The following is a 25599-nucleotide window of genomic DNA, read 5'->3' on the forward strand; positions in this document are numbered from 1 at the left end:
GCCCCGCGCCGCGGTCCGGACGGGGCGTCCCGGCCGGGACGCCCCACCGCACGCCCCCGACCCACTCCCGAGCGAGGAGTTCATGCGAACACCCCGTAGGACCCCCACAGACGGCGCCGAGGCGCCGCCCCCGCCCGTGCGCGGTCGCCGTGCGCACGCCGGGCCCCCGGCCGACGAGAGCCCCGAGACGGCCCAGGGCGCCCCGGCGGACGGGATACCCGTGCGAGCGGGGCGCTGGCACATCCGCCCCCGCACCGTGCGCGCCAAGATCGTCTGCCTGCTGATGGTGCCGGTCGTCTCCCTCCTCGCCCTGTGGGCCTACGCAACCGTCACCACCGCCCAGGACGTCTCCCGGCTGCGGCAGGTCCAGCGGGTGGACGCCACGGTCCGCGCCCCCGTCTCCGCCGCCGTCGACGCCCTCCAGGCCGAACGCGCGGCCGCCGTACGCCACGCCACCGACCCCTCCGCCGTCCGCACCGACGCGCTGGACGAGCTCGCCCGGCGCACCGACCGGGCCGTCGCGAGACTGCGGCTCGGCACCGGCCACACCGTCGCCGACAGCGGGGAACTGCCCGCCGGAGTCGCCCATCGGCTGAAGGCGTTCGTCACCGATGCCGAGCAACTGCGGCCGCTGCGCACGGCGGTGCGGGACGGGCGCGCCGGCTGGGCGGAGACGTACGACCGCTACACCCGGACCATCTCGACCGCCTTCGGCGTCGGCGGCGCGCTCAGCGGGATCCAGGACGCCGATCTCGGCTCCGACGCGCGCGTGCTGCTCGAATTCGCCCGCGCGGGCGAGGCACTGGCCCAGGAGGACGCGGTGCTGGCGAGCGCCCGTCTGGACGGCGCCCTGAGCGGGGAGCGGTTCCGGCTCTTCACGGGCGCCGTCGACCTGCGCCGCACGCTCACCGAGTCGGCCGTCGCGGACCTGAGCGCCGGCGAACGCTCCGCATGGGACGCCCTCGCCGACCACAGCGCTTACAGCGCCCTGGGCCGCGCCGAGGACCGCGTCCTCGCCCGCGGGCCGGGAGCGAAGGCGGCCGAAGCGGCACCCGAGAGCACCTGGAACACGGCCCACACGCGCGTGCGGAACGGCATGCGCACCATCGAGGACGAGGCGGCACGCGGAGTCGCGGAGCGGGCCGACCCGTTCACCCGCGGACTGCTCACCCCGGCCGGTGCCGCCGTCCTGCTCGGCCTGGCGGCGGTCGCCGCCTCGCTCGTCATCTCCGTGCGGATCGGGCGCGGCCTCGTCGTGGAACTGGTCAGCCTGCGCAACAGCGCCCTGGAGATCGCCCGGCGCAAACTCCCCGACGCCATGCGCAAACTGCGGGCGGGGGAGGAGATCGACATCCGCGCCGAGGCCCCGCCGGGCGTACCCGCGGAGGACGAGACCGGGCAGGTCGCCGAGGCCCTCACCACCGTGCACCGCGCCGCGCTGCGGGCCGCCGTGGAACGCGCCGAACTCGCCAGCGGCATCTCCGGCGTCTTCGTCAACCTGGCCCGCCGCAGCCAGATCCTCGTCCACCGGCAGCTGGCCCTCCTGGACAACATGGAACGCCGCTCCGACGACCCGAACGAGCTGAGCGACCTCTTCCGCCTCGACCACCTCACCACCCGCATGCGGCGCCACGCGGAGAGCTTGATCATCCTCTCCGGAGCCGCCCCCGGCCGGGCCTGGCGCATGCCCGTCTCCCTGACGAACGTGGTCCGCGCGGCTGTTTCCGAGGTGGAGGACTACGCGCGCGTGGAGGTACGGCAGCTGCCCGAAACGGCCGTGGTGGGCGCCGTCGTCGCCGACCTCACACACCTGCTGGCCGAGATCATCGAGAACGCCGCCCAGTTCTCGCCGCCCCACACGCGCGTGCGCGTCACCGGCGAACCCGTCGGCAAGGGCTACGCCGTCGAGGTCGAGGACCGCGGCCTCGGCATGGGCAAGGAGACTCTCGCCGAGGCCAACCGCCGCATCGAGCAGTCCGAGGCACTCGACCTGTTCGACAGCGACCGGCTCGGGCTGTTCGTGGTCAGCAGGCTCGCCGCCCGGCATGACGTCAAGGTCCACCTGAGGACCTCGCCGTACGGCGGCACCACGGCGGTCGTCCTGCTGCCCACCGCCCTGCTCCACACCGGGGCGCCGGAACCGTCCCCCGAAGGCGCGCGGCCCGCCGGGCAACCCGAGGAACGCGCCTACGCGCGCGTGCCCGACGGCACGACGCTCCAGGACGCCGTCCCCGCCCAGAGCGACCGGCGCGCCCTCGTGGCTCCCGTACCGGCCGTCGCGGAGACCGAGACGGTGCGGCACGCGGACACACCGCATCACGCGGAGAGCCGACGTCATCGGGAGACCCCGAGCCCGACCCCACCCCCAGGAGTCGCCACCTTGCGACTGCACCGCCCACCGCAGCAGCCCGAAGACTCCGACGACCTCCCGCGCCGTGTACGACAGGCCAGCCTCGCTCCCCAACTGCGCGACGGACGTCCCGAGGAGCAACGGCCCACCCCCGCCCCCCGGGACGAGGAACGCACCCCCGAACTCGTACGGGACCGCATGGCGGCCTACCGCGACGGCTGGGCGCGCGGCGGCGGCAGGCGACCCGGCCGCGGCACCATCCCCGGCCCCACGACGGGCAGCGACAGCAGCGAAGGAGACCCCGCATGATCCAGGACCCGAGCACACAGTCCGCCCGGCGGTCCGGCGAACTCGACTGGCTGCTGGACGATCTGGTGCTCCGCGTGAGCGACATACGGCACGTCGTGGTGCTGTCCAACGACGGCCTCGCCGTGGGCGCCTCGACCGGTCTGCGCCGCGAGGACGCCGAGCATCTCGCCGCGGTCGCCTCGGGCTTCCACAGCCTCGCCAAAGGCGCCGGACGGCACTTCGGCGCCGGCGGGGTCCGCCAGACCATGGTGGAGATGGACGAGGGCTTCCTGTTCGTGGCCGCCGCGGGCGACGGCTCCTGCCTCGCCCTCCTCACCGCCGTCACCGCCGACATCGGCCTCGTGGCCTACGAGATGGCACGCCTGGTCAAGCGCGTCGGCGAGCACCTCGGCACGGCGCCCCGCGTGGCCGCGCGGCCACCCGCCGCCGGATGAACCGGAAGAACGGTCCGCGCAGATGACCGAGGACACAACGAGCACCCCGCTCGGACAGGGCAGCCAGTGGTACGACAACGAGGCCGGTCCGCTCGTCCGCCCCTACGCCATGACGGGCGGACGCACCCGGCCGGGTCCCACGGGCGTCCGTTTCGACCTGATCGCCCTGGTCACACTGGACCCGAACGCACCCGGCGTCGAGGACGCCCCGCTCGGGCCGGAACACCGCAACCTCCTCGACCTGTGCCGCACGGAGACCCAGTCGGTCGCCGAACTCGCCGCCGGGGCGGACCTGCCCGTCGGTGTGGTCAGGGTCCTCCTCGGCGACCTCCTGGAACTCGGCTGCGTCACCGTCAGCCGCCCCGTACCACCGGCGCAGCTGCCCGACGAACGCATCCTGCGCGAAGTGATCGAGGGACTGAGGGCGCTGTAGTCAGCCACTGGCTGAACGCCCACCATCCGCGCACGCACGACACCCGCCACTCCTGAGAGAAGTGATCAATGGTCTCCGAGCACTCCGACGCCCCGGACGGCGACACCGCCGCACTGGCGTTGAAGATTCTGGTCGCCGGCGGGTTCGGCGTGGGCAAGACGACCCTGGTGGGCGCCGTCAGCGAGATCCGGCCACTGCGCACCGAGGAACTGCTCAGCGAAGCAGGGCAGTCGGTGGACGACACCGACGGCGTGGACCACAAGACCACCACGACCGTCGCCATGGACTTCGGACGCATCACCATCCGGTCCGGCCTCTCCCTGTACCTGTTCGGCACGCCGGGCCAGGACCGGTTCTGGTTCCTGTGGGACGAGTTGTCGCAAGGGGCGCTCGGCGCGGTGGTCCTCGCGGACACCCGCCGCCTGGAGGACTGCTTCCCCGCCGTCGACTACTTCGAGCACCGGCGCATCCCGTTCGTCGTGGCCGTCAACTGCTTCGCGGGCACCCGCCGGCACGACGCCCCGGACGTCTCGCGAGCCCTCGACCTCGACCAGGGCACGCCCGTGGTGCTCTGCGACGCCCGGGACCGTGACTCCGGGAAGGCGGTGTTGATCCGGCTCGTCGAGTACGCCGGGCGGATGCACACCGCCCGGCTGCTCGACTCGGTCGGCTGACCAGGGCCTACCGCCGTCAGATCGCGATGTCCCGCTCCGCCAGCACCCTGTCGACGGTGACACGGACGAGGAGTTCGCCGGGAACGCCGTTGCGCGCGCCGAACTCCTCGGCGCGCTCCTCGCCCATGTAGCGGGCGCCGATCCGGGTGGCCCAGTGCCGGGTCTCGTCGAGGTCGTCCGAGACGCGGGCGCGGCCCCGCAGCACCACGAAGGAGTACGGCGGCCGGTCGTCGTCCACACACAGGGCGACCCGGCCGTCCCGGACGATGTTGCGCCCCTTCACGGTGTCCTGGCCGGTGTTGAACACCACCTCGTCCCCGTCCAGCAGGAACCAGATCGGAGCCACGTGCGGGCTGCCGTCGGCCCGGACGGTGGAGAGCTTCGCGGTGCGGGTGCCGTGGGAAACGAACTCGCGCCATTGCGCGTCGGTCATCTTCTCTGCCATGGCTCCCATCCTCCTTGCCCCGGCAGCGGACGTGGGGAAGGCTGGCGTGGAGATCCTCCGGCCAGGAGGAGAATTGCACGGGGAGAAAACGGGGAGAACGGAACATGGCGCAGAACCAGGGACTCGACTGGCTGCTGGACGACCTGACCGAGCGCGTCCACGAAGTGCGGCACGCACTGGTCCTGTCCAACGACGGCCTGGTGACCGGCGCGAGCACCGGACTGCGCCGCGAGGACGCGGAACACCTCGCGGCCGTGTCGTCCGGGTTGCACAGCCTGGCCAAAGGCTCCGGACGGCACTTCGGCGCGGGCAGCGTACGCCAGACGATGATCGAGTTCGACGACGCGGTGCTCTTCGTCACCGCCGCCGGAACGGGCAGCTGTCTGTGCGTTCTCAGCGGCGCGGAGGCCGACATCGGCCAGATCGCCTACGAGATGACACTGCTGGTCAACCGGGTGGGCGAGCACCTCGACGTGGACGCCCGCCAACCGGAGTCGAAACCGATCGCAGACCTCTGACCTGCCTGTTCGTCATCCCCCGCGGAGTTATCCACAGGCTCGCCACGAGATCCGCCGCAGCGGCTACGGTCTTTTTCACGGCGACCGCACACGGCGTGAGCCGGCGACTCCACGGGGGAGACCGACCATGACACGCATCGGCACGACATCCGACCGTCTCACCTGCGCCCCGAGCCGGGCCGCCCGCGAACTGAGTCTCAAGCGGAGTGAGTTCGACCTCGCGGTGGACCTGGGGCTCGTCCGGACCGTGGCCGACGAAGGAGGCGGGGGGCGGCGCGTGCCTCAGAGGGAGATCGACCGGCTGCGTTCCGACGGCGGCTTCCCGGGTGCCCTGCGCGAGCGCGTCACGACCGTCGGCACCACTGAGGGCGCGAAGCTCATGGAGGTGGCGCCCACCCGGTTCACGAGCCTCGCACGCTTCGGCCTGCTGGTCCCGGTGACGTTTTACCTGAACCGCTATCGCACGGTCGTCTGGCTGTATCTGGCCGAAGAACTCCGGCAGTTCGCGGCCGAGGACAGCAACGTCCGGTTGCTGACCGGCCGTCGAGCGCCCGCCGAGATCCGGGAAGGGCTGAAGTCCGGGATGGACCGGCGGCCCCGCAACTGGCGGGGCCGTCACGTCGGATTCCTGACACGGCAGGCGGGGGACGACCCCTGGGCACGTGCGGCAGCCGTCGCCTGCCTCCTGGACCCCGCCGACGTGGCGGACCTCGTCCCGGATCCCCGCGAACGCGCCCACCTGGACCGCTGCCGCCCCCGGCTCCCGGCGCACGGCACTCCCGGTTCACCCGCCGCCGAGCTGGCCGAGACCCTGATGACGGCGAGCGAGCCGGACGAGGTGGACTGGTTCCGGGCAGACCTGGCCCACACCATGCGGACGGCCCGAAGGCACCTCCACGTGGCGGAGGCCCCGCCCGCGACACCGCGGTCAGGACCCGAGGTGCTCGCGCCACCCCCCGCTGCGGCGGCAGCGCGGCCCGTGCCACCGAGCCCCGCCCCTCCCCATGGCCTGCTGAACAGGCTCCTCGGCAGAGGCCGGCGGTCGGGCGGGTGACCCCTTCGGCTCGCAACACCGCTGGTCGGCGCTCTGACCGATGACTTTCCGGATGCGCCCGGGTCCACCTCTGACGAGACTGTGTCCGGGAGGCGATCATGTTCGGTACGACGAAGGCGTTCAGCGGGTTCTCGGTGAACGACATCGACGCGGCCAGGGCGTTCTACGGTGACACGCTCGGGCTGCGCGTGTCGGAAGAGAACGGGATGCTCATCCTGCACCTCGCGGGTGACCGGGACACCCTGGTCTACCCCAAGCCGGATCACACCCCGGCGACGTTCACCATCCTCAACTTCCCGGTCGACGACATCGAGGCCGCGGTCGACGAGCTGAGCAGGAGAGGGGTGCGTTTCGAGCGCTACGACCACCTCAAGACGGACGACAAGGGGATCTTCCGCGGTGGCGGCCCGCTGATCGCGTGGTTCACCGACCCGGCGGGAAACGTGCTGTCCGTCCTCCAGGAAACCTGACACGCGGATCATGCCCGAGCTGCCCGACACCGAGGGCTTCCGGCAAGTGATGCTCACCCGCCGCCCCCGACGACGGTCACCCGCCGCCCGCCGCCCCCCATGCTGCTCACCCGCCCGCGGGGGCGTGCCTTCGTGGGCCCCCCTTCGCTCAGGGTGCCGCCGTGGTCTCGCGCTCCTCGTCCGGGGCCACCAGCGACTGCGTCAACGGGATTCGCGCCAGCGCAAACACCCCCGCGGCGATCAGCGCGACGCCGAACAGCTGGGGCACCAGCCACCACCCGGTGCGGATGGTCTCCTCGTACAGGGTGATGCCGAGGGCGAGGCTCACCAGGGCGTCGCCGAGGGTGAGCGCGGGCTGCGAGGCGACCAGCGGGCCGGCCTGCATGGCGTGCTCCAGCAGGAACAGCGCGGCCACGCCGGACGCGGCGAACGCGTACGTCTGCCAGGCGGTGAGGAAACCGACGATGCCCTGCTCGTCGAGGATGTGGGTGGCGGCCTTCATCAGCGCCGCGGTCACCGCGTAGCTGATCGCCGTCGCGGCACCCAGACAGGCGGCCCGGGCGCGGCCCTCCGGACGCCGCAGGGCGGCCAGAGCCAGGGCGACGACCGCTCCCGCGCACACGGCGAGAGCGGGAATCCAGCGGTCCAGCGCCACCTGCGTGCGGTTGCCGGCGGGTGAGGCGGCGGCGAGCGCGACCGCCAGACCGGCCACCACCACCGTCACGGCCAGCCATCCCCTCCCCGGAAGATGCCGGTGCATCAGCAGGGAGGCGACGATGAGGGTGAGCGGCAGCTCCAGCACGAAGAGCGGCTGCACGATCGTCAGCGGCCCCGTGGCCAGCGCCAGCGCCTGGCAGACGCCGGCGCCGATCACCGCGAGGATGCCGGCCAGCCACACGGGCCGGCGCAGCAGATCGACGATCAGGCCGGCCCGCAGGCCTTGCGACGCGGGCACGGTGAGCGCCGCCTTGCGTTGCAGTACGGTCGCGACGGCGTTGCTGAAGGCCGCGCAGATCGCGAACACGACGGGGACCACGGTGTGCAGCGTTGCCACCTCCCGGATCGGCGGGCGTGTGACGCCGGCAGGGCCTGCTCCTGCCATGGTCGCCGGATCCGGTCAGCGGCGCGATCGGAGCCCCGGCGCGCGGTGCTCCGATCGGTGAGGACCAGGTCAGCCGAGCTTCCGGAAGAGCCCTTCCTGCACCACGGACACGACCAGACGGCCCTCACGGTCGTAGATCCGGCCCCGGGCCAGGCCCCGGCCGCTGACCGCGATCGGCGACTCCTGGTCGTAGAGGAGCCAGTCGTCCGCGCGGAACGGGCGGTGGAACCACATGGCGTGGTCCAGCGACGCCATGTCGAAGCCGCGCGGTCCCCACAGCGGCTCGACAGGGATGCGGACGGCGTCCAGCAGCGTCATGTCGCTGGCGTAGGTGAGGGCACAGGTGTGCACAAGAGGGTCGTCGCCGAGCGGTCCGACCGCGCGCATCCACACCGCGCTGCGCGGCTCGGCGTCCCGGGCCTCCGCGGCGGTCCAGCGCAGCCGGTCCACGTAGCGGATGTCGAAGGGCTGGCGGCGAGCCATTCGCTCCAGCTGCTCGGGCAGCGCGCCCAGGTGCTCCCGGATCTCGTCCGTGACCGTGGGCAGGGACTCGGGGTCCGGGACCTCGCGGGCGGGCGGCAGCTGGTGCTCGAAGCTGCCCTCCTCCGGTTTGTGGAAGGAGGCGGTGAGATTGAAGATCGTGCGGCCCTGCTGCACGGCCGTCACCCGGCGGGTGGTGAACGACCGCCCGTCGCGCACATGCTCGACCTGGTAGACGATCGGCACACCCGGCCGGCCCGGCCGCAGGAAGTAGGCGTGCAGCGAGTGCACCGGGCGGTCGCCCTCCGTGGTGCGGCCGGCGGCGACCAGCGCCTGGCCCGCCACCTGCCCGCCGAAGACCCGCTGCAGGGACTCCTGCGGGCTGCGGCCGCGGAAGATGTCGACCTCGATCTGCTCCAGGTCGAGCAGGTCGACCAGTCTCTCGGCCGGGTTCGTCGTCATGGGTGGGATTCTCCTGTGCTCGCTGCTGCCCGGCCGTTCACAGCCGGCCGACGTCGGTCACGCGCACGACCGCGCGGCCCTCCGCGTCGGAGGCCGTGAGGTCGACCTCCGCGCTGATGCCCCAGTCGTGGTCGCCGTTGGGATCGTGGAAGATCTGCCGGACCCGCCACAGAGCGTTCTCCGGCTCCTCCTCGATGAGCAGCAGCTTCGGGCCGCGGGCGTCGGGGCCGGTGCCAAGGTCCTCGTACTCGTCCCAGTACTCGTCCATCGCCTCGCCCCACGCGTCGGCGTCCCAGCCGGAGTCCCCGTCCATCTCGCCCAGTTCCCCGACCTGGTCGAGAGCGGCCAGTTCCACGCGGCGGAACATGGCGTTGCGGACCAGGACGCGGAAGGCGCGCGCGTTGGCGGTGACCGGCTTGACCTCGTCGGCCTTCTCCTGGGCCTCCTCGGCGGTCATCTCCGCGGGGTTGGCCAGCTGCTCCCACTCGTCCAGCAGGCTGGAGTCGACCTGGCGCACCATCTCGCCCAGCCAGGCGATCAGGTCCTGGAGGTCCTCGGACTTGAGGTCGTCGGGGACGGTGTGGTCGAGGGCCTTGAAGGCGCTGGCGAGGTAGCGCAGCACGATGCCCTCGGTGCGCGCCAGCTCGTAGTGGGACACCAACTCCGTGAAGGACATGGCTCGTTCGTACATGTCACGGATGACCGACTTGGGCGACAGCGGATGGTCGCCGACCCACGGGTGGCTCTTGCGGTACGTGTCGTACGCGTGGAAGAGCAGCTCCTCCAGGGGCTTCGGGTAGGTGATGTCCTGGAGGCGCTCCATGCGCTCCTCGTACTCGACCCCGTCCGCCTTCATCTGGGCCACGGCCTCGCCGCGCGCCTTGTTCTGCTGAGCGGCGAGGATCTGCCGCGGGTCGTCGAGCGTCGACTCCACGACGGACACCATGTCGAGCGCGTACGACGGCGATTCGGGGTCGAGCAGTTCGAACGCGGCGAGTGCGAACGTGGACAGCGGCTGGTTGAGCGCGAAGTCCTGCTGGAGGTCGACCGTGAGACGGACGACGCGGCCCTCGGCGTCCGGCCGGTCGAGCTTCTCGACGATGCCGCCGTCCAGCAGCGAACGGTAGATGGCGATGGCCCGGCGGATGTGCCGCAACTGCTGCTTGCGCGGCTCGTGATTGTCCTCCAGCAGCCGCCGCATCGCCTCGAAGGCGTTGCCGGGCCGGGCGATCACCGACAGCAGCATGGTGTGCGTCACCCGGAATCGGGAGGACAGCGGCTCCGGCTCGGAGCCGATGAGCTTCTCGAAGGTCTGCTCCGACCAGGCGACGAAGCCTTCGGGGGCCTTCTTGCGGACGACCTTGCGGCGCTTCTTCGGGTCGTCGCCGGCCTTGGCGAGGGCCTTCTCGTTCTCGACGACGTGCTCGGGCGCCTGCGCGACGACGAAGCCCTCCGTGTCGTACCCGGCCCGTCCGGCACGGCCCGCGATCTGGTGGAACTCCCGGGCGCGCAGGGTGCGCACGCGGGTGCCGTCGTACTTGGTGAGGGCCGTGAACAGCACGGTCCGGATGGGGACGTTGACGCCCACGCCGAGCGTGTCGGTGCCGCAGATGACCTTCAGCAGACCGGCCTGCGCGAGCTTCTCCACCAGGCGGCGGTACTTGGGGAGCATGCCGGCGTGGTGCACGCCGATGCCGTGCCGGACGTAACGGGAGAGGTTGCGCCCGAACTTGGTGGTGAAGCGGAAGTTGCCGATCAGCGCGGCGATCTGCTCCTTCTCCTCCTTCGAGCACATGTTGATGCTCATCAGCGCCTGCGCCCGCTCCACGGCCTGCGCCTGAGTGAAGTGCACGATGTAGACGGGCGCCTGCCGGGCCGCCAGCAGGTCGGTGAGCGTCTCGGTGAGCGGGGTGTACCGGTACTCGTAGGAGAGCGGGACCGGCCGGGTCGCCGAGCGCACCACCGCGGTCGGGCGGTTCGTGCGGCGGGTGAGGTCCTTCTCGAAGAAGGAGACGTCGCCGAGCGTCGCCGACATCAGCACGAACTGCGCCTGCGGCAGCTCCAGGATCGGGATCTGCCAGGCCCAGCCGCGGTCGCCCTCCGCGTAGAAGTGGAACTCGTCCATCACGACCTGGCCGACGTCCGCGTCCTTGCCGTCGCGCAGCGCGATCGACGCGAGCACCTCGGCGGTGCAGCAGATCACGGGGGCGTCGGCGTTGACGGACGCGTCACCGGTCAGCATGCCGACGTTCTCCGTGCCGAAGATCTTGCACAGCTCGAAGAACTTCTCCGACACCAGCGCCTTGATCGGGGCGGTGTAGAAGGTGACCTCGTCACGGGCGAGGGCCGCGAAGTGCGCGCCCGCCGCGATCATGCTCTTGCCTGAGCCGGTGGGCGTCGACACGATCACGTTCGCGCCGGAGACCACCTCGATCAGCGCCTCCTCCTGGTGGGAGTAGAGGGTGAGCCCGCGCTCGCCGGCCCACGACTCGAAGGCTTCGTACAAGGCGTCGGGGTCGGCGGTCCGCGGCAGCTGATCGATGAGGGTCACGCCCCCCATCTTGCCTGGCCCGATACCCGATGCGGGAATCGGCTGCGGGCCCGAAGATCACGAACGCTACGCTGGGGCGCCGACGGGACGTCAGCGCGCCCGGTCAACTGGACAGCGGCACATGACGAATGGGGCGGGCAGCGGCCATGATGGGACCAGCACACTCACTGTCGGGAGCCGCCGCCTGGCTCGGCGTCGGTGCGGCCGCCGCGGCGGCCGGGCACCCGATGCCCTGGCCGGTCCTCCTCGTCGGCGCCCTGATCTGCGCCGGAGCGGCCCTGGCCCCGGACCTCGACCACAAGGCCGCCACCATCTCCCGGTCCTTCGGGCCGGTGTCGCGCTGGCTGTGCGAGATCGTGGACAAGTTGTCGTACGCCGTCTACAAGGCCACCAGGAAGCAGGGCGACCCGCGCCGCTCCGGCGGGCACCGCACCCTCACGCACACCTGGCTGTGGGCGGTCCTGATCGGTGCGGGCACCTCGGCCGTGGCGATCACCAGCGACCGCTGGGGCGTCCTCGCGATCCTCTTCGTGCACCTGGTCCTGGCCATCGAGGGCCTGCTGTGGCGGGCGACGCGCGGCTCCAGCAGCGAGGTCCTGGTGTGGCTGCTGGCCGCGGCCACCGCATGGATCCTCGCGGGCGTGCTGGACCAGCCGGGCAACGGCGCGGACTGGCTGTTCGCGGCGCCGGGCCAGGAGTACCTGTGGCTGGGGCTGCCGGTGGTGCTGGGCGCCCTCGTGCACGACATCGGAGACGCGCTGACCGTGTCCGGCTGCCCGATCCTGTGGCCCATCCCGGTCGGGCGCAAGCGCTGGTACCCGATCGGGCCGCCGAAGGCCATGCGGTTCCGGGCCGGCAGCTGGGTCGAGCTGAAGGTGCTGATGCCGGTGTTCATGCTGCTCGGCGGGGTGGGCTGCGCGGCGGCGCTCAACGTCATCTGAGCGGGTCCCGCCCTCTGTCTCAGCCGCCGTAGCGCCGCTCGAACGCGGCGACCCTGCCCTCCGAGTCCACGGTGCGTGCCTTGCCCGTGTAGAAGGGGTGGCTCTCCGAGGAGATCTCCACGTCCACGACCGGGTAGGTCTCTCCGTCGTCCCACTCGATGGTCTGGTCGCTGCTCGCGGTGGACCGGGTGAGGAACGCGTATCCGGCGGCGCGGTCGCGGAAGACGACGGGGTGGTAGTCGGGGTGCTTGTCCTGCTGCATGAACGCTCCTCGAACGACTCGGGCCGGTTTCGCGATCAGCCGGACAGGGTGTCCTCGTCGACGACGTGCACGGCGGCCTCCTCGGCCGACGCGGCGGCGCCGTCGATACCCACGTCCATGGCGACCAGTGCTTCCTCCTCGTCCTCGTGGGCGCCCTCGTCGGGTGCCACGAGCCGGCCGGAGCGCGCGGCGCCGACCTCGTTGTCCAGGAGTTCCCCGTCGGTGTCCTCACAGTCCCCCAGGCCGTCACCGTCCGGGGCGGCGGCATCGGGCAGCTCCTCGGCGAGCCGCTGGTCCAGTGTCTCGCCCCGCTGCCGCTCGGCCGCAGTCACGCCGAGGTGCTCGACGGCCCAGGGCCGCTCGGGAGGGGACCAGCCCCGGTCCAGGGGATCGTCGACGCCGTCGTACTCCAGGGTGTCCTCGGCGTCGAGCAGCCCCGTGTCCTCTCTCTGCTCGTCTTGGTCCGGCTGGTAGACGTCGTCTCCCCAGCCGTCGGAGCTGTTCACGGGTACCTCCCAGGGGATGGGGACGGGCCCGATCGCACGGGTCCCGCGCCGGGCCGCCGCCGCATGGAGCGCCGGCGCCGCCCGAGCCGCTGAGTGCCGGGCGTTCCCCGAGCCGGTGCCTGATTCCAGACTTCCACCCAGGCTCGGGACCGCGCAACGCCAAGGACCCGGCGCCCGCGGGGACGCCGTCCCGTACGACGAGGTGCTCAGCCGTGCCACGACCTCCACAGCGCCGCGTAGGCGCCGTCCGCCGCGACCAGCTCCTCGTGGCTGCCCAGTTCGCCGATGCGGCCGTTCTCGACGACGGCGATGACGTCCGCGTCGTGGGCGGTGTGCAACCGGTGGGCGATGGCGACGACGGTGCGGCCGTCGAGAACCCGGGCCAGGGAGCGTTCCAGGTTGCGGGCGGCGCGCGGGTCGAGCAGTGACGTCGCCTCGTCCAGGACCAGCGTGTGCGGATCGGCCAGCACCAGGCGGGCCAGCGCGATCTGCTGGGCCTGGGCCGGGGTGAGCGCCAGGCCGCCCGAGCCGACCTCGGTGTCCAGACCGTCCTCCAGTGCCCTGGCCCAGCCGTCCGCGTCGACCGCCCCCAGCGCCGCCCACAGCTCGGCGTCGACGGCACCGGTCCGCGCCAGCCGGAGGTTGTCGCGCAGGGAGCCCACGAAGACGTGGTGCTCCTGGTTGACCAGGGCCACATGGGAGCGGACGCGTTCGGCGGGCATCCGGGACAGCTCGGCGCCGCCCAGGGTGATCCGGCCGTCCCGGGGCGCGTAGATCCCGGCGAGCAACCGGCCCAGCGTGGACTTGCCCGCACCCGAGGGGCCGACCAGGGCCATCCGGGTGCCGGGGGAGACCTCCAGGGACACCTTGCGCAGGACGTCCACGCCCTCCACATAACCGAAGTGCACCCGGTCGGCGTGCACCTGCCGTCCCTCGGGGGCGACCGACGCGTCCCCGGCGTCGGGCTCGATGTCCCGGACCCCGACGAGCCGGGCCAGCGACACCTGCGCCACCTGGAGCTCGTCGTACCAGCGCAGGATCATGCCCACCGGGTCGACCAGCATCTGGGCGATCAGCGCACCGGTGGTCAGCTGGCCGACGTCGATCCACCCGTGCAGGGCGAACACGCCGCCGATCATCAGGACCGAGGCGAGCACGGTGACGTGGGTGACGTTGACGACGGGGAAGAGCACCGACCGCAGCCAGAGCGTGTACCGCTCCCAGGCGGTCCACTCCCGGATCCGGCGCTCCGACAGCGCCACGCGGCGCTCGCCCAGGCGATGCGCCTCGACGGTGCGCCCGGCGTCCACGGTCTCGGCGAGCGCGGCGGCCACGGCGGCGTACCCTGCGGCCTCGGAACGGTAGGCCGAGGGCGCCCGCCGGAAGTACCAGCGGCAGCCGACGATCAGCAGCGGCAGGGCGAGCAGCGCGGCGAGCGCCAGTGGCGGCGCCGTGATCACCAGTCCGCCCATCAGCAGGACGACCCACACCACGCCGATGGACAGCTGCGGCACGGCCTCGCGCATCGCGTTGCCCAGCCGGTCGATGTCGGTCGTGATCCGGGACAGCAGGTCGCCCGTCCCGGCTCGCTCCAGTACCCCGGGCGGCAGCCCCACCGACCGGACGAGGAAGTCCTCGCGCAGGTCGGCCAGCATCCGCTCGCCCAGCATCGCCCCGCGCAACCGCACCTCACGGACGAACACCGCCTGGACGGCCAGCGCGGCCAGGAAGAGCCCGGCCGTCAGTTCCAGCCGCAGGTCCCGTGCCCCGCCGGACACACGCTCCACGAGTCCGCCCAGCAGCCAGGGACCGGCCATCGAGGCGATCACGGCGGCCGTGTTCACGGCGATCAGCACCAGGAACGCCCGCCGGTGCCGGCGCAGCAGTTCGGCCACATAGGCGCGGACGGTCTCGGGGGCGCCGACCGGCAGAGTGCTCGCCGTGGTCGGGGCCGCCGGGTCGTACGCCGGTGGCGCGACGCCGATCATGCCTTCTCCTCGATCTCTTCCAGTTCCTTCAGGACGTCCTGCAGGGCGACGGAGCCGTTCAGCGCGGCCTCGTCGTCCGTCTCGCGAGTGACCACCGCCCGGTAGCGGGGTTCGCTGCGCACCAGCTCGCGGTGGGCGCCGACCGCCACGGCCTCGCCGTCGTGCAGGAACACGACCCGGTCGGCGCGGTCCAGCAGCAGCGGGGAGGAAGTGAACACCACGGTCGTGCGCCCGGCGCGCAACTCCCGCACCCCCTGCGCGATCCGCGCCTCGGTGTGCGAGTCGACGGCCGAGGTCGGCTCGTCCAGGACGAGCGCCTCCGGGTCGGTGACCAGTGACCGGGCCAGCGCGAGCCGCTGGCGCTGACCGCCGGACAGGGACCGGCCGCGTTCGGTGATCCGCGCGTCCATGGGATCGGCGGTGTCCAGGGAGCCCTGCACCAGCGCCGCCAGCACGTCGTCGCACTGCGCGGCCGCCAGCGCCGCCTGCGGCGGGACGTCACCCGACGCGGGTACGTCGAGCAGGTCGCGCAGCGTGCCCGAGAGCAGGACCGGGTCCTTGTCCTGGACGAGGACGGCCGTACGGGCGCTGTCCAGCGGGAGTTCGTCGAGCGGCACCCCGCCCAGCAGCACCGAGGTGCCCTCCTGGGACGGGTGTCCGCCCAGCCGTTCCGCCAGCAGGCCCGCCGCGTCCGGGTCACCGCACACCACGGCCGTGAATCGCCCGGCGGGTGCGAGCAGTCCGGTCTCCGGGTCGTAGAGGTCGCCGGAGGGGACGTCGTCGGCGCGCGATCCGGCGGTGTCGGTGGGCCGCTGCAGCGACAGCACTCCCGCGGCCCGCTTGGCGGAGGGCCGGGAGAAGGAGTACGCCATGGCGATCTCCTCGAAGTGCCGCAGCGGGTAGGTGAGGACCATCACCGAGCTGTAGACGGTGACCAGTTCGCCGACGGTGATCCGCCCCTCGCGCGCCAGCCGCACGCCGTACCAGACGACGGCGATGAGCAGCAGCCCGGGCAGCAGGACCTGGATCGCGGAGATCAGGGACCACATCCGGGCGCTGCGCACGGCCGCGTGACGGACCTCCTGGGAGGCGTTGCGGTAGCGGTCGAGGAACAGCTCCTCGCCGCCGATCCCGCGCAGCACGCGCAGCCCGGCGACGGTGTCCGAGGCGAGTTCGGTGGCGCGTCCGGCCTTCTCGCGCTGGGTGTCGGCGCGCCGGGTGGCGCGGGGCAGCAGCGGCAGCACGGCGAGCGCCAGCGCGGGCAGCCCCACGGCGACGACCACGCCGAGCGCCGGCTGGTAGACGAGCAGCCCGACGCAGACCAGCACGATGGTGACCAGGGCCGCGGTGAAGCGGGACAGCGCCTCGACGAACCAGCCGATCTTCTCGACGTCACCCGTCGAAACGGCCACCACCTCACCGGCCGCGACGCGCCGGGTCAGTGCGGAGCCGAGATGGGCGGCCTTGCGCGCGAGCAGTTGCTGGACGCGGGCGGCCGCCGTGATCCAGTTGGTGATCGCGGTGCGGTGCAGGAAGGTGTCGCCGACCGCGTTGCCCACGCAGGCCAGCGCCAGCAGGCCGCCCGCCAGGGCGAGCCGTGAGCCGGAGCGGTCGACGACGGCCTGCACGGCGACCCCGACGCAGAACGGCAGCGCGGCGACGGAGGTGAAGTGCAACAGCCCCCAGGCCAGCGACTTGAGCTGGCCGTCCAGCTGATTGCGGAAGAGCCACCACAGGAAGCGGGGCCCCGAACGCGCGTCCGGCACGCCCGGGTCGGGGTACGGAAGGTCTTGAATCTGCATGACGTCCCAGTGGCTCGTGTCGGAGGGCGAACGGGATGGGGAGACGGGTCGGCAGGGGAGTGGGGCTACCGCCGGCAGAGGCAGCAAACCGTGACAGGTTCGCTTCGCGACGCCGCCGGAGGCAAACGGTTTTCCGTCCGCCGGGCGGAATCGGCCGACAGCCGGAAGGGCATGGCGGGCATCCCCGGTTCGGCGTTCCTCGCCCTGTCCGCCACCGCCTCGTCCCTGGGGGCGCTCCCCGCCGGAGCCGTCGCGCCGCTGCTCGGCGTGGACCGCGTCATGGACTCGATGCGCGTTGTCACGAACCTCCTCGGCAACTGCGTCGCCGTCTTCGCGGTGTCCCGCTGGGAGGGCGCCCTGGACACCGCCCGGGCGAAGAGGGTGCTCGACGGGGCGGACCCCCGCGAACCGGACGACGATGACGAGGCCGCCGACGCCGAGGCGGGCGCCGACGCGCTCGCCGTGGGCATTCAGGCCCAGAAGGCCAAGGAAGTCGGGGAGCTCAAGGAGCCCGCGCCCGAGGCCGGTTGACCCGGACCGAACCGACCGCGGCCACCGCTCCAGCAGGACGAGCGGTGGCCGCGGCCCCGTGTCGTGGTCCGGCCGGTCAGCAGGACCGCGCCGGCGCCCCGTCGATCAGCGTGTCCAAGAGCCCTCCGAGCGCCTCGCGTTGATCCCCGGTCAGCGGCGCGAGGATCTCCTCCGCCGCCGACCTGCGCGCCGCCCGCAGCTCGCGCAGCGCGGCCCGGCCGTCGTCCGTGAGCTCGATGCGGATCACCCGCCGGTTCACCGGGTCAGGGACCCGCCGCACCTTGCCGCTCGCCTCCAGGCCGTCGACCAGCGTCGTCACGGCCCGCGGGACCACCTCCAGCCGCTCCGCCAGGTCGGCCATGCGGGGCGGCGAGCCCCAGTGCGCCAGCGTGCGCAACAACCTGGACTGGGCCGGGGTGATGCCGAGTTCGCGCTGCTCCAGATGGCGCTTCTGGATGCGGTGCACCCGGCGGGTGAGCCGCAGCAACTGCTCGGCGAGCAGGCCGTCGGAGTCGGGCGTGGTCATACGGGAACAATATCAGGATGCAGTTCATTGTGAGTATAGGTAACAATGAGCGGTGATCCGATCCGCCGCGTTCCTCGTAGGAGCCCATGCATCCCGACCGTGAAGCCCCCTGGACCCCGCCGGCCGACTCGAAGGAGCAGCCCCGGCAGGTCCGCCGCATCCTCGGCCTCTTCCGCCCCTACCGTGGCCGGCTCGCGATCGTCGGCCTGCTGGTCGGTGCCGCGTCACTGGTCTCGGTCGCCACGCCCTTCCTGCTGAAGGAGATCCTGGACGTCGCGATCCCCGAGGGGCGCACGGGCCTGCTCAGCCTGCTCGCCCTCGGCATGATCCTCAGCGCCGTCCTCACCAGCGTCTTCGGAGTCCTCCAGACCCTGATCTCCACGACGGTCGGCCAGCGCGTCATGCACGACCTGCGCACCGCCGTCTTCGGCCGGCTCCAGCGCATGTCCCTCGCCTTCTTCACGCGCACGCGCACGGGTGAGGTGCAGTCCCGCATCGCCAACGACATCGGCGGCATGCAGGCCACCGTCACCTCCACCGCGACCTCCCTGGTCTCCAACGCGACCAGCGTGGTCGCCACGATCGTCGCGATGATCGTCCTCGACTGGCGCCTGACGGTCGTCTCACTGCTGTTGCTGCCGGTGTTCGTGTGGATCAGCCGCCGCGTCGGCAACGAACGCCGGAAGATCACCACCCAGCGCCAGAAGCAGATGGCCGCCATGGCCGCCACCGTCACCGAGTCGCTCTCCGTCAGCGGCATCCTGCTCGGCCGTACGATGGGCCGCTCCGACTCGCTGACGAAGTCCTTCTCCGGCGAGTCCGAGGCGCTCGTCGACCTGGAAGTGCGCTCGAACATGGCCGGCCGGTGGCGCATGGCCGTCATCACCATCGTCATGGCCGCCCTGCCCGCCGTCATCTACTGGACCGCCGGCATGGCCCTCCAGCTGGGCGGCCCCCAGGTCTCCATCGGCACCATCGTCGCCTTCGTCTCGCTCCAGCAGGGCCTGTTCCGCCCGGCCGTGAGCCTGCTGTCGACCGGGGTGCAGATCCAGACCTCGCTCGCCCTCTTCCAGCGCATCTTCGAGTACCTCGACCTGCCGATCGACATCACCGAACGCCCCGACGCGATGCGCCTGGACCGGGTCAAGGGCGAGGTCCGCTTCGAGAACGTCTCCTTCGGCTACGACGGCAAGGGCGGCCCGGTCCTCGACGGCGTCGACCTCGCCGTCCCGGCCGGAGGCAGCCTCGCGATCGTCGGCCCCACCGGCGCCGGCAAGTCCACCCTCGGCTATCTGGTGCCCCGGCTCTACGACGCCACCGGCGGCCGTGTCACCCTCGACGGGGTCGACGTCCGGGACCTCGACTTCGACACCCTGGCCCGCGCGGTCGGCGTCGTCTCGCAGGAGACGTACCTCTTCCACGCCTCGGTCGCCGACAACCTGCGCTTCGCCAAGCCCGACGCCACGGACGAGGAACTCCACCAGGCGGCGAAGGCGGCGCAGATCCACGACCACATCGCGGCCCTGCCCGACGGTTACGACACCGTGGTGGGCGAGCGCGGCCACCGCTTCTCCGGCGGGGAGAAGCAGCGCCTGGCCATCGCCCGCACCATCCTGCGCGACCCGCCGGTCCTCATCCTCGACGAGGCCACCAGCGCGCTGGACACCCGGACCGAGGCCGCCGTCCAGGACGCCATCGACGCCCTGTCGGCGGACCGCACCACCCTCACGATCGCCCACCGGCTGTCCACCGTGCGCGGCGCCGACCAGATCGTGGTCCTCGACTCCGGCCGGGCGGTCGAACGCGGCACGCACGAGGAGCTCCTGCGGCAGGGCGGCCGGTACGCGGCGCTCGTACGCCGGGACGCCCAACTGGAACCGACAAAATGAAAATATGCCGGGTTTATGGCGGTATGCGGGTTACCGTGCCCGCATGCAGAAGAACACTCCGCCACGGAGCACGATTCGACTGACGCGCCGGGGCCGTATCGCCCTCGTCGCGACCGGAGCCGTCGTGGTCGGTACCGCCGTGGCGGTGCCGCTGCTGACCCTGGGCACCGAGGAGGAGGGCCGGCCCACGACCCTGGCCATCCCTGAGGGCTGGCGCGCGAGCCAGGTCTACGCGGCCGTCGACAAGGCCCTGGACCTGCCCGCGGGCAGCACGAAGAAGTCCCTGGACAAGGCGGCCCTGAAACTGCCGAACGACGCCGAGGGCAACCCGGAGGGCTACCTCTTCCCGGCCACCTATCCGCTCCAGGAGAAGACCACGCCGGACAAGCTCCTCACGCTGATGGTCGACACCGCGAACGAGAAGTTCAACGGCGCGCCCATCGCCGCCGGAGCGCAGCGCAACGCCATGAACGTCTATCAGGCCGTCACCATCGCCAGCATCGTCCAGGCGGAGGCGGCCACCAGGGCCGACATGGGCAAGGTGGCCCGGGTGATCTTCAACCGCCTCGAACGCGGCATGCCCCTGCAGATGGACTCCACCCTCAACTACGCGCTCAACCGCTCCAGCCTCCGTACGACGGAGAGCGACACCCGGCTCGACAGCCCCTACAACTCGTACCAGCGCATGGGACTGCCGCCCACACCCATCGACAACCCGGGTGAGGAGGCGATGCGCGCGGCCATCAATCCACCGCCGGGCGACTGGCTGTACTTCGTCACGGTCCGCCCGGGCGACACCCGCTTCACGGCGGACTACCGGGAACACCAGCGCAACGTCGCGGAGTTCAACGCGCAGAGCAAGAAGAGCGGGGCGCGGGCGGCCGGATGACAGGCCGGATGACCGCCCCGCGGGCCCGCCCCGGCCGGTGTCAGGCCGCGGCCGGCTCCCTCTCCAGCAGTCGCCTGATGTCCCGTACGGCCGCGCGGCCGGCCCGGTTGGCTCCGATGGTGCTGGCCGACGGGCCGTAGCCGACGAGGTGGATGCGGGGGTCGGCGGCCGCGTGCGTGCCCTCCATGCGGATGCCGCCGCCGGGGGCGCGCAGGCGGAGCGGGGCCAGGTGGTCGATGGCGGGGCGGAATCCGGTGGCCCAGAGGATGACGTCGGCGTCGACATGGCGGCCGTCGGCCCAGTCGACACCCGTCGGTGTGATGCGGTCGAACATCGGCTGCCGGTCGAGCACTCCGGCCTCGATGCCCTGCCGGATCGCGTCGTTGAGCGGCAGCCCGGTGACCGAGACGACACTGCGGGGCGGCAGTCCCCGACGTACCCGTTCCTCGACGAGCGCGACCGCCGCGCGGCCCGCGTCCTCGTCGAAGGGCCCCTCACGGAAGACCGGCGGGCGCCGCGTCACCCAGGTGGTGGCCGCCGCGTACGAGGCGATCTCCAGCAGGTGCTGGGTGCCCGAGGCGCCGCCGCCCACCACCACGACCCGCTGCCCTGCGAACTCCTCGGGCCCGGGGTACTGCGCGGTGTGCAACTGCCGCCCGAGGAAGGTCTCCTGGCCCGGACAGCGCGGCCAGAACGGCCGGTCCCAGGTGCCGGTCGCGTTGATCAGCGCCCGCGCCGACCACACGCCGTCCGAGGTCTCCACGAGCAGCCGCCCGGCGGGCCCCTCGCGCACGGCCCGTACGTCCACCGGGCGCCTGACCCGCAGGTCGAAGGTCCGCTCGTAACGGTCGAAGTACGCGCTGATCACCTCGGCGGACGGCCGTCGCGGGTCCGCGTCCGTGAGCTCCATGCCCGGCAGCGCGTGCATCCCGTGCACCTTGCCGTACGTCAGCGACGGCCACCGGAACCGCCAGGCGCCGCCGGGGCCCGGGGAGTGGTCAAGCACGACGAAGTCGCGGTCCGGCTCGAAACCGGAACGCCGCAGGTGATAGGCGCCGGCCAGACCGGCCTGACCCGCGCCTACGACGACTACCTCGACCTCACGTGTGTAGTTCACATTTCCATTAACCGGGGTGAGGGCATGGATCTTCCCGCCGTGGGTCTTCCCCCTGTCGGTCTTGTCGCGTGGGCGCCGCGCGAGGCTCGTGGTGCCCGGCCCGCCGCGCCCCGTCCGAAGGCCGTTTCGCCACCCGCCCGGGCATGGCCCGGGGAAGCCCGGCGCGTGCGTCAGGATGGGGGCATGTCAGATGTCTTCACCACCCGAGTCCTGAACGTCAGCACCGGTGCCGCGGAGAGGGTCCTCGACATCACCGGCGACTGCGAGTCCTTCCTGCGCGAGGCGGCCGCCGGCCGCGACGGCCTCCTCAACGTCTTCGTCCCGCACGCCACGGCCGGCATCGCCGTCCTGGAGACGGGCGCCGGCAGCGACGACGACCTCCTGGCCGCGCTGCACACCCTGCTGCCCGCCGACGACCGCTGGCAGCACCGGCACGGCAGCCCCGGCCACGGCCGCGACCACGTCCTGCCCGCCCTCGTCCCGCCCCACGCGACCCTGCCGGTGCTGGGCGGCCGGCTGGAGCTCGGCACCTGGCAGTCGGTGTGCCTGGTGGACACCAACAGGGACAACCCGGAACGGAAGGTGCGCCTGAGTTTCCTGGGGTGAGTGCCGCCCGCCCGGCCGCGACCAGCCGGTCACCGGCCCGTGCGGCGCCCGCACGCCGTGACGCCTGCCCGTAATGCCCGTATCCTCATCAATGCCAGACTGTCTTTCGAGCAGCGGATTGCCGCGGCGCAAGTGAGGCGAAGCGTGGTTCGGTCCGGCGAGGAACCCAAGCCGGCGGGGCGTGCGACGGACGGCACGGGGCCCGCCAGTCTGCGTGAGCTGTTCCTCCAGGGCGAGGCGGTCGCGGAGGGCGTCCGGACGTCCATCTTGAACTCGTGGCAGCGCTGCCGCTCCCTGGGCCTGTCGCCGGACACGGCCGACCTGCCCTACCGGCAGGACTTCGACCCGGGCGGCCGTATCGTCAGGGCGGCCGCGCCGGTGCTCGACCGGCTGCAGGCCACGTTCGCCGGGAGCCAGGTCAACATCTCCGTCGCCGACGCGAACGGGACGGTGCTGCTGCGCCGCTTCGGGGACCCGTCGATGACCAGGAGTCTGCCCGCCATCCAGGTCGTGCCCGGGTTCGTGTTCGCCGAGCAGGTCGCCGGCACCAACGGCATCGGGCTGGCCCTGGCGGAGCGGCAGCTCATCCGCGTCTACGGCGCCGAGCACTTCGCCGAGCGCTCCCAGCAGAGCGCCTGTGTCGCGCTGCCCGTCCGGGACCCGCTCAGCGGGCGCATCGAGGGCGTGTTGTGCCTCGGCTATCCAAGAGGGTTCGAGCGGCCTGCCCTGGGCGTCGCCATCCGCAGGGCGGCCGAGGGCATCGAACGGCGGCTGCTGGCACAGAGCTCCGCGCACGAGCGCGCCCTGCTGCGGACGTACCTGGCCTCCGGGGCCAAAACCGCCGGTCCCCGTCGCGGCGTGGCGATGGACGCGCTGGCGAACGAGTTCCGGCCCTGTGACGAGGCGATCCTGAGGGAGAAGGCCGCCGAGCTGATCTCCGGCGCACAGCGGGGTGCCGTCGAGGTGCCCCTGCCCGGCGGCCGGTGGGTGACGCTCGTGAGCCGCCCGGTGACGAGCAGCTCCGGCGTACGGGGCATCGCCATCGAGGCCGTGCTGCCCGGGGCCCCGGCGGGGGAGCCGTTTGCCATACCCCACCAGGCGGACGAGCTGTCGGCCCTCGCCGCCCCGCGCCCGGGGATCATCCTGCCGCCCGGTCACCTCGCCGCGGTCCCGGGCCCGGTCGTCACGGCCGACGGAGACGGCGGCACGGCCGGGTCGCACGCGGTCGCCAGGGCGGGTGCGACCGCCTCGCCGCGGGTGCCCGCCGAGCCCGGCGCGACCCTCCCGGCGGCCGGCGACGGGGGTGCCGTCGGGTCGGTCGCGGGGGCCAGGCGCGCCGACCCCGCCGAGCCCGGCACGGCCGCTGGCCGCCGGGTCGCGGAGCCCACCATGGCCGATGGCCGCCCGGCTGCGGATTCCGGCACGGCCGACGGCCTCCGTGAGCACTCCGAGGCGGCGTTCCCGGCCCGGGGGCTGGTGATGCTGGGGGAGCCGCACGTCGGGGCCTACGCCCTGGCCGCGCGCCGGCGTCTGGAGCTGCTGTCCGAGGCCAGTACCCGCATCGGCACCACCCTGGACGTGCGCCGCACCGCCGAGGAACTGGCCGAGACCGCGGTCCCCGGACTGGCCGACTTCGTCACCATCGACCTCCCCGACGCCGTGCTGCGCGGCGAGGAGTCCGCCGATCCCCTCGCCGACCTGCGCCGTACGGTCCTCCACGGAATCCGTGAGGGCCTGCCCTTCACCCCACCCGGCAAGCGCGCCGAGTTCGGCCCGACCACGCCCCAGCTGCGCTGCCTCACCAGCGGCGAGGCCGTGCTGGAACCGGATCTGAAGGCCGCCGCGGGCTGGCTCGCCGAGGACCCCGAGCACACCGCGCGTCTGCTGACCCACGTCCATTCCCTCATCGCGGTCCCGCTGCTCGCCCGCGGTGTCGTCCTCGGCATCGCCAGCTTCTACCGCTCCGGCGGCTCCTTCGGGGACGACGACCGCTCCCTGGCCCAGGAACTCGCCTCCCGCGCCGCCCTGTCCATCGACAACGCCCGGCGCTACACCCACGAACGCGGCATGGTCCTGGCCCTCCAGCGCCGGCTCCTCCCGCACGGACTGCCCGACCAGGACGCCGTCGAGGTCGCCCACCGCTACCTGCCCGCCGAGTCCGACGTGGGCGGCGACTGGTACGACGTCATCCCCCTGTCCGGCGCACGCGTGGGGCTCCTCGTCGGCGACGTCGTCGGCCACGGCATGCTCTCCGCGGCCACCATGGGCCGCCTGCGCACCGCCGCCCGCAGCTTCGCCGAGCTCGACTTCCCGCCGGACGAGGTCCTCACCCACCTGGACAACCTCGTGGGCCGCCTGGACCGGGAGGACCCGGACGGCAAGGGCGCCGGCGTCATCGGCGCGACCTGCCTCTACGCCGTCTACGACCCCACCTCGCAGCGGTGCCTGATGGCCCGTGCCGGGCACCCACCGCCCGCACTCGTGCGCCCCGACGGCACCGTCACCTACCCCGAGCTCCCCGCCGGGCCCCCGCTCGGCCTGGGAGGCCTGCCCTTCGACGCCGTCGAGGTCGATCTCCCCGCGGGCAGTCAGCTGGTCATGTACACCGACGGGCTCATCGAGGACCGGCACCGTGACGTCGACGTGGTCCTGGAACAGTTGCGCGAGGCCCTGGCCCATCCCGAGCGGGCCCCCGAGGAGACCTGCCGGGCGGTCCTGGACACCGTCGCCCCAGCGCACCCGCACGACGACATCGCCCTGCTCGTGGCCCGCGTCCACGCCCTGGACCCCAACCGGATCGTCGGCTGGGAGATGTCCGCCGACCCGGCCCTCGTCGGCGAGGTCCGGACGTCCGCCATGCGGTGGCTCACCGACCGGGGACTGGAGGAGACCGCGTTCGCGGCGGAGCTGATCCTCAGCGAGCTGATCACCAACGCCATCCGGCACGGCGCCGAGCCCATCCGGGTGCGGCTGCTCTACGGCCGGACCCTGATCTGCGAGGTCTCCGACGCCAGCAACACCGCCCCGCACCTGCGCCGGGCGGCCAGCACCGACGAGGGCGGCCGCGGTCTGTTCCTCGTGGCGCAGCTCTCGCAGAGCTGGGGCACGCGCTATCTGCCGGAGGGCAAGGTCATCTGGGCCGAGTGCGGGCTCGACGCGGCGTGACGCGGCCACCGGCCCGTGCCGGCCCCACTCCCGTCCGGGAAGGCGTGCCCCATCGGCGCCGCACCGACTCTGAAGATGCCCGAAATGCTGTAATT

General features: G+C 72.5%; 22 protein-coding genes and 1 pseudogene. 13 read left to right on the top strand and 10 right to left on the bottom strand.

Annotation, left to right across the window (positions count from 1 at the left end):
• Positions 1–82: 82 nt before the first annotated feature.
• From QNO09_RS16475 to QNO09_RS16490, 4 genes are all read left to right on the top strand, one after another.
• Positions 83–2659, top strand: coding sequence for a sensor histidine kinase (locus tag QNO09_RS16475; RefSeq protein ID WP_283970929.1), 2577 nt, complete (start codon positions 83–85; stop codon positions 2657–2659).
• Entirely contained in the window at positions 2656–3093 is a 438-nt protein-coding gene (locus tag QNO09_RS16480; protein WP_283970930.1) for a roadblock/LC7 domain-containing protein, read from the top strand. The genes QNO09_RS16475 and QNO09_RS16480 overlap by 4 nt, the downstream gene beginning before the upstream one ends.
• A 22-nt stretch (positions 3094–3115) precedes the next feature.
• Positions 3116–3526: a DUF742 domain-containing protein gene (locus QNO09_RS16485; protein ID WP_283970931.1), complete on the top strand. Its 411-nt coding sequence runs from the start codon at positions 3116–3118 to the stop codon at positions 3524–3526.
• A 68-nt stretch (positions 3527–3594) separates the two neighbouring features.
• The gene (locus tag QNO09_RS16490) at positions 3595–4200 is read left to right on the top strand and encodes a GTP-binding protein (protein ID WP_283970932.1); all 606 of its coding nucleotides are present in this window, start codon (positions 3595–3597) and stop codon (positions 4198–4200) included.
• Between the two features lie 16 nt (positions 4201–4216).
• Here QNO09_RS16490 and QNO09_RS16495 read toward each other — a convergent pair whose 3' ends face one another.
• Positions 4217–4645, bottom strand: coding sequence for a PPOX class F420-dependent oxidoreductase (locus QNO09_RS16495; protein ID WP_283970933.1), 429 nt, complete (start codon positions 4643–4645; stop codon positions 4217–4219).
• Positions 4646–4749: 104 nt separating this feature from the next.
• Here QNO09_RS16495 and QNO09_RS16500 point away from each other — a divergent pair, with 104 nt between their 5' ends.
• From QNO09_RS16500 to QNO09_RS16510, 3 genes are all read left to right on the top strand, one after another.
• Complete coding sequence (locus QNO09_RS16500) at positions 4750–5163, top strand: roadblock/LC7 domain-containing protein (protein WP_283970934.1); 414 nt, start codon at positions 4750–4752, stop codon at positions 5161–5163.
• A gap of 127 nt (positions 5164–5290) precedes the next feature.
• Positions 5291–6217 carry a DUF6397 family protein gene (locus QNO09_RS16505; RefSeq protein WP_283970935.1) on the top strand — a complete coding sequence of 309 codons (927 nt, stop codon included), beginning with the start codon at positions 5291–5293 and terminating at the stop codon, positions 6215–6217.
• Between the two features lie 98 nt (positions 6218–6315).
• Positions 6316–6687, top strand: coding sequence for a VOC family protein (locus QNO09_RS16510; RefSeq protein ID WP_283970936.1), 372 nt, complete (start codon positions 6316–6318; stop codon positions 6685–6687).
• A 148-nt stretch (positions 6688–6835) separates the two neighbouring features.
• Here QNO09_RS16510 and QNO09_RS16515 read toward each other — a convergent pair whose 3' ends face one another.
• From QNO09_RS16515 to QNO09_RS16525, 3 genes are all read right to left on the bottom strand, one after another.
• Positions 6836–7732: a DMT family transporter gene (locus tag QNO09_RS16515; RefSeq protein ID WP_283971014.1), complete on the bottom strand. Its 897-nt coding sequence runs from the start codon at positions 7730–7732 to the stop codon at positions 6836–6838.
• A gap of 126 nt (positions 7733–7858) precedes the next feature.
• Positions 7859–8731 carry an acyl-CoA thioesterase gene (locus QNO09_RS16520; protein ID WP_283970937.1) on the bottom strand — a complete coding sequence of 291 codons (873 nt, stop codon included), beginning with the start codon at positions 8729–8731 and terminating at the stop codon, positions 7859–7861.
• Between the two features lie 37 nt (positions 8732–8768).
• On the bottom strand, positions 8769–11282 hold the full coding sequence (locus QNO09_RS16525; protein WP_283970938.1) for a DEAD/DEAH box helicase: 2514 nt from the start codon (positions 11280–11282) through the stop codon (positions 8769–8771).
• 146 nt (positions 11283–11428) lie between these two features.
• Here QNO09_RS16525 and QNO09_RS16530 point away from each other — a divergent pair, with 146 nt between their 5' ends.
• Positions 11429–12223, top strand: a complete 795-nt coding sequence (locus tag QNO09_RS16530) for a metal-dependent hydrolase (protein WP_283970939.1) — start codon at positions 11429–11431, stop codon at positions 12221–12223.
• A gap of 19 nt (positions 12224–12242) precedes the next feature.
• Here the strand turns inward: QNO09_RS16530 and QNO09_RS16535 are convergent, their stop codons facing one another.
• From QNO09_RS16535 to QNO09_RS16550, 4 genes are all read right to left on the bottom strand, one after another.
• On the bottom strand, positions 12243–12485 hold the full coding sequence (locus QNO09_RS16535) for a type B 50S ribosomal protein L31 (RefSeq protein ID WP_283970940.1): 243 nt from the start codon (positions 12483–12485) through the stop codon (positions 12243–12245).
• Between the two features lie 35 nt (positions 12486–12520).
• Complete coding sequence (locus tag QNO09_RS16540; protein WP_283970941.1) at positions 12521–12991, bottom strand: DUF5709 domain-containing protein; 471 nt, start codon at positions 12989–12991, stop codon at positions 12521–12523.
• A gap of 206 nt (positions 12992–13197) precedes the next feature.
• Entirely contained in the window at positions 13198–14979 is a 1782-nt protein-coding gene (locus tag QNO09_RS16545) for an ABC transporter ATP-binding protein (RefSeq protein ID WP_283970942.1), read from the bottom strand.
• A complete protein-coding gene (locus QNO09_RS16550) occupies positions 14976–16781 on the bottom strand; it encodes an ABC transporter transmembrane domain-containing protein (RefSeq protein ID WP_283970943.1) in 1806 nt (601 codons plus the stop codon). The genes QNO09_RS16545 and QNO09_RS16550 overlap by 4 nt, the downstream gene beginning before the upstream one ends.
• A gap of 165 nt (positions 16782–16946) precedes the next feature.
• Here QNO09_RS16550 and QNO09_RS16555 point away from each other — a divergent pair.
• Positions 16947–17312 (top strand): annotated as a pseudogene (locus QNO09_RS16555) (cation:dicarboxylate symporter family transporter); the annotation flags it as partial.
• Positions 17313–17388: 76 nt separating this feature from the next.
• Here QNO09_RS16555 and QNO09_RS16560 read toward each other — a convergent pair.
• Entirely contained in the window at positions 17389–17838 is a 450-nt protein-coding gene (locus QNO09_RS16560; RefSeq protein WP_283970944.1) for a MarR family winged helix-turn-helix transcriptional regulator, read from the bottom strand.
• 86 nt (positions 17839–17924) lie between these two features.
• On the opposite strand from QNO09_RS16560, the gene QNO09_RS16565 reads away from it, so the two are divergent.
• Positions 17925–19727 (top strand): ABC transporter ATP-binding protein, encoded by a 1803-nt coding sequence (locus tag QNO09_RS16565; protein WP_283970945.1) that lies wholly within the window; start codon positions 17925–17927, stop codon positions 19725–19727.
• 43 nt (positions 19728–19770) lie between these two features.
• The gene (mltG, locus tag QNO09_RS16570) at positions 19771–20616 is read left to right on the top strand and encodes an endolytic transglycosylase MltG (RefSeq protein WP_283970946.1); all 846 of its coding nucleotides are present in this window, start codon (positions 19771–19773) and stop codon (positions 20614–20616) included.
• 40 nt (positions 20617–20656) lie between these two features.
• Here mltG and QNO09_RS16575 read toward each other — a convergent pair whose 3' ends face one another.
• Positions 20657–21733: an NAD(P)-binding domain-containing protein gene (locus QNO09_RS16575; RefSeq protein WP_283970947.1), complete on the bottom strand. Its 1077-nt coding sequence runs from the start codon at positions 21731–21733 to the stop codon at positions 20657–20659.
• A gap of 183 nt (positions 21734–21916) precedes the next feature.
• Between QNO09_RS16575 and QNO09_RS16580 the strand changes: the two genes are divergently transcribed.
• Both QNO09_RS16580 and QNO09_RS16585 read left to right on the top strand, forming a co-directional pair.
• The gene (locus tag QNO09_RS16580; protein WP_031137210.1) at positions 21917–22339 is read left to right on the top strand and encodes a YjbQ family protein; all 423 of its coding nucleotides are present in this window, start codon (positions 21917–21919) and stop codon (positions 22337–22339) included.
• 144 nt (positions 22340–22483) lie between these two features.
• Complete coding sequence (locus QNO09_RS16585; protein WP_283970948.1) at positions 22484–25504, top strand: SpoIIE family protein phosphatase; 3021 nt, start codon at positions 22484–22486, stop codon at positions 25502–25504.
• Positions 25505–25599 lie beyond the last annotated feature (95 nt).

The organism is Streptomyces sp. 378 (genome assembly GCF_030124145.1).
GTDB lineage: Bacteria > Actinomycetota > Actinomycetes > Streptomycetales > Streptomycetaceae > Streptomyces.

Bases quoted from the DNA above. Each gene is read 5' to 3' on its own strand.
- QNO09_RS16475 (WP_283970929.1), top strand. From the start codon at position 83: ATGCGAACACCCCGTAGGACCCCCACAGACGGCGCCGAGGCGCCGCCC.
- QNO09_RS16480 (WP_283970930.1), top strand. From the start codon at position 2,656: ATGATCCAGGACCCGAGCACACAGTCCGCCCGGCGGTCCGGCGAACTC.
- QNO09_RS16485 (WP_283970931.1), top strand. From the start codon at position 3,116: ATGACCGAGGACACAACGAGCACCCCGCTCGGACAGGGCAGCCAGTGG.
- QNO09_RS16490 (WP_283970932.1), top strand. From the start codon at position 3,595: ATGGTCTCCGAGCACTCCGACGCCCCGGACGGCGACACCGCCGCACTG.
- QNO09_RS16495 (WP_283970933.1), bottom strand. From the start codon at position 4,645: ATGGCAGAGAAGATGACCGACGCGCAATGGCGCGAGTTCGTTTCCCAC.
- QNO09_RS16500 (WP_283970934.1), top strand. From the start codon at position 4,750: ATGGCGCAGAACCAGGGACTCGACTGGCTGCTGGACGACCTGACCGAG.
- QNO09_RS16505 (WP_283970935.1), top strand. From the start codon at position 5,291: ATGACACGCATCGGCACGACATCCGACCGTCTCACCTGCGCCCCGAGC.
- QNO09_RS16510 (WP_283970936.1), top strand. From the start codon at position 6,316: ATGTTCGGTACGACGAAGGCGTTCAGCGGGTTCTCGGTGAACGACATC.
- QNO09_RS16520 (WP_283970937.1), bottom strand. From the start codon at position 8,731: ATGACGACGAACCCGGCCGAGAGACTGGTCGACCTGCTCGACCTGGAG.
- QNO09_RS16530 (WP_283970939.1), top strand. From the start codon at position 11,429: ATGATGGGACCAGCACACTCACTGTCGGGAGCCGCCGCCTGGCTCGGC.
- QNO09_RS16535 (WP_283970940.1), bottom strand. From the start codon at position 12,485: ATGCAGCAGGACAAGCACCCCGACTACCACCCCGTCGTCTTCCGCGAC.
- QNO09_RS16545 (WP_283970942.1), bottom strand. From the start codon at position 14,979: ATGATCGGCGTCGCGCCACCGGCGTACGACCCGGCGGCCCCGACCACG.
- QNO09_RS16550 (WP_283970943.1), bottom strand. From the start codon at position 16,781: ATGCAGATTCAAGACCTTCCGTACCCCGACCCGGGCGTGCCGGACGCG.
- QNO09_RS16560 (WP_283970944.1), bottom strand. From the start codon at position 17,838: ATGACCACGCCCGACTCCGACGGCCTGCTCGCCGAGCAGTTGCTGCGG.
- QNO09_RS16565 (WP_283970945.1), top strand. From the start codon at position 17,925: ATGCATCCCGACCGTGAAGCCCCCTGGACCCCGCCGGCCGACTCGAAG.
- mltG (WP_283970946.1), top strand. From the start codon at position 19,771: ATGCAGAAGAACACTCCGCCACGGAGCACGATTCGACTGACGCGCCGG.
- QNO09_RS16580 (WP_031137210.1), top strand. From the start codon at position 21,917: ATGTCAGATGTCTTCACCACCCGAGTCCTGAACGTCAGCACCGGTGCC.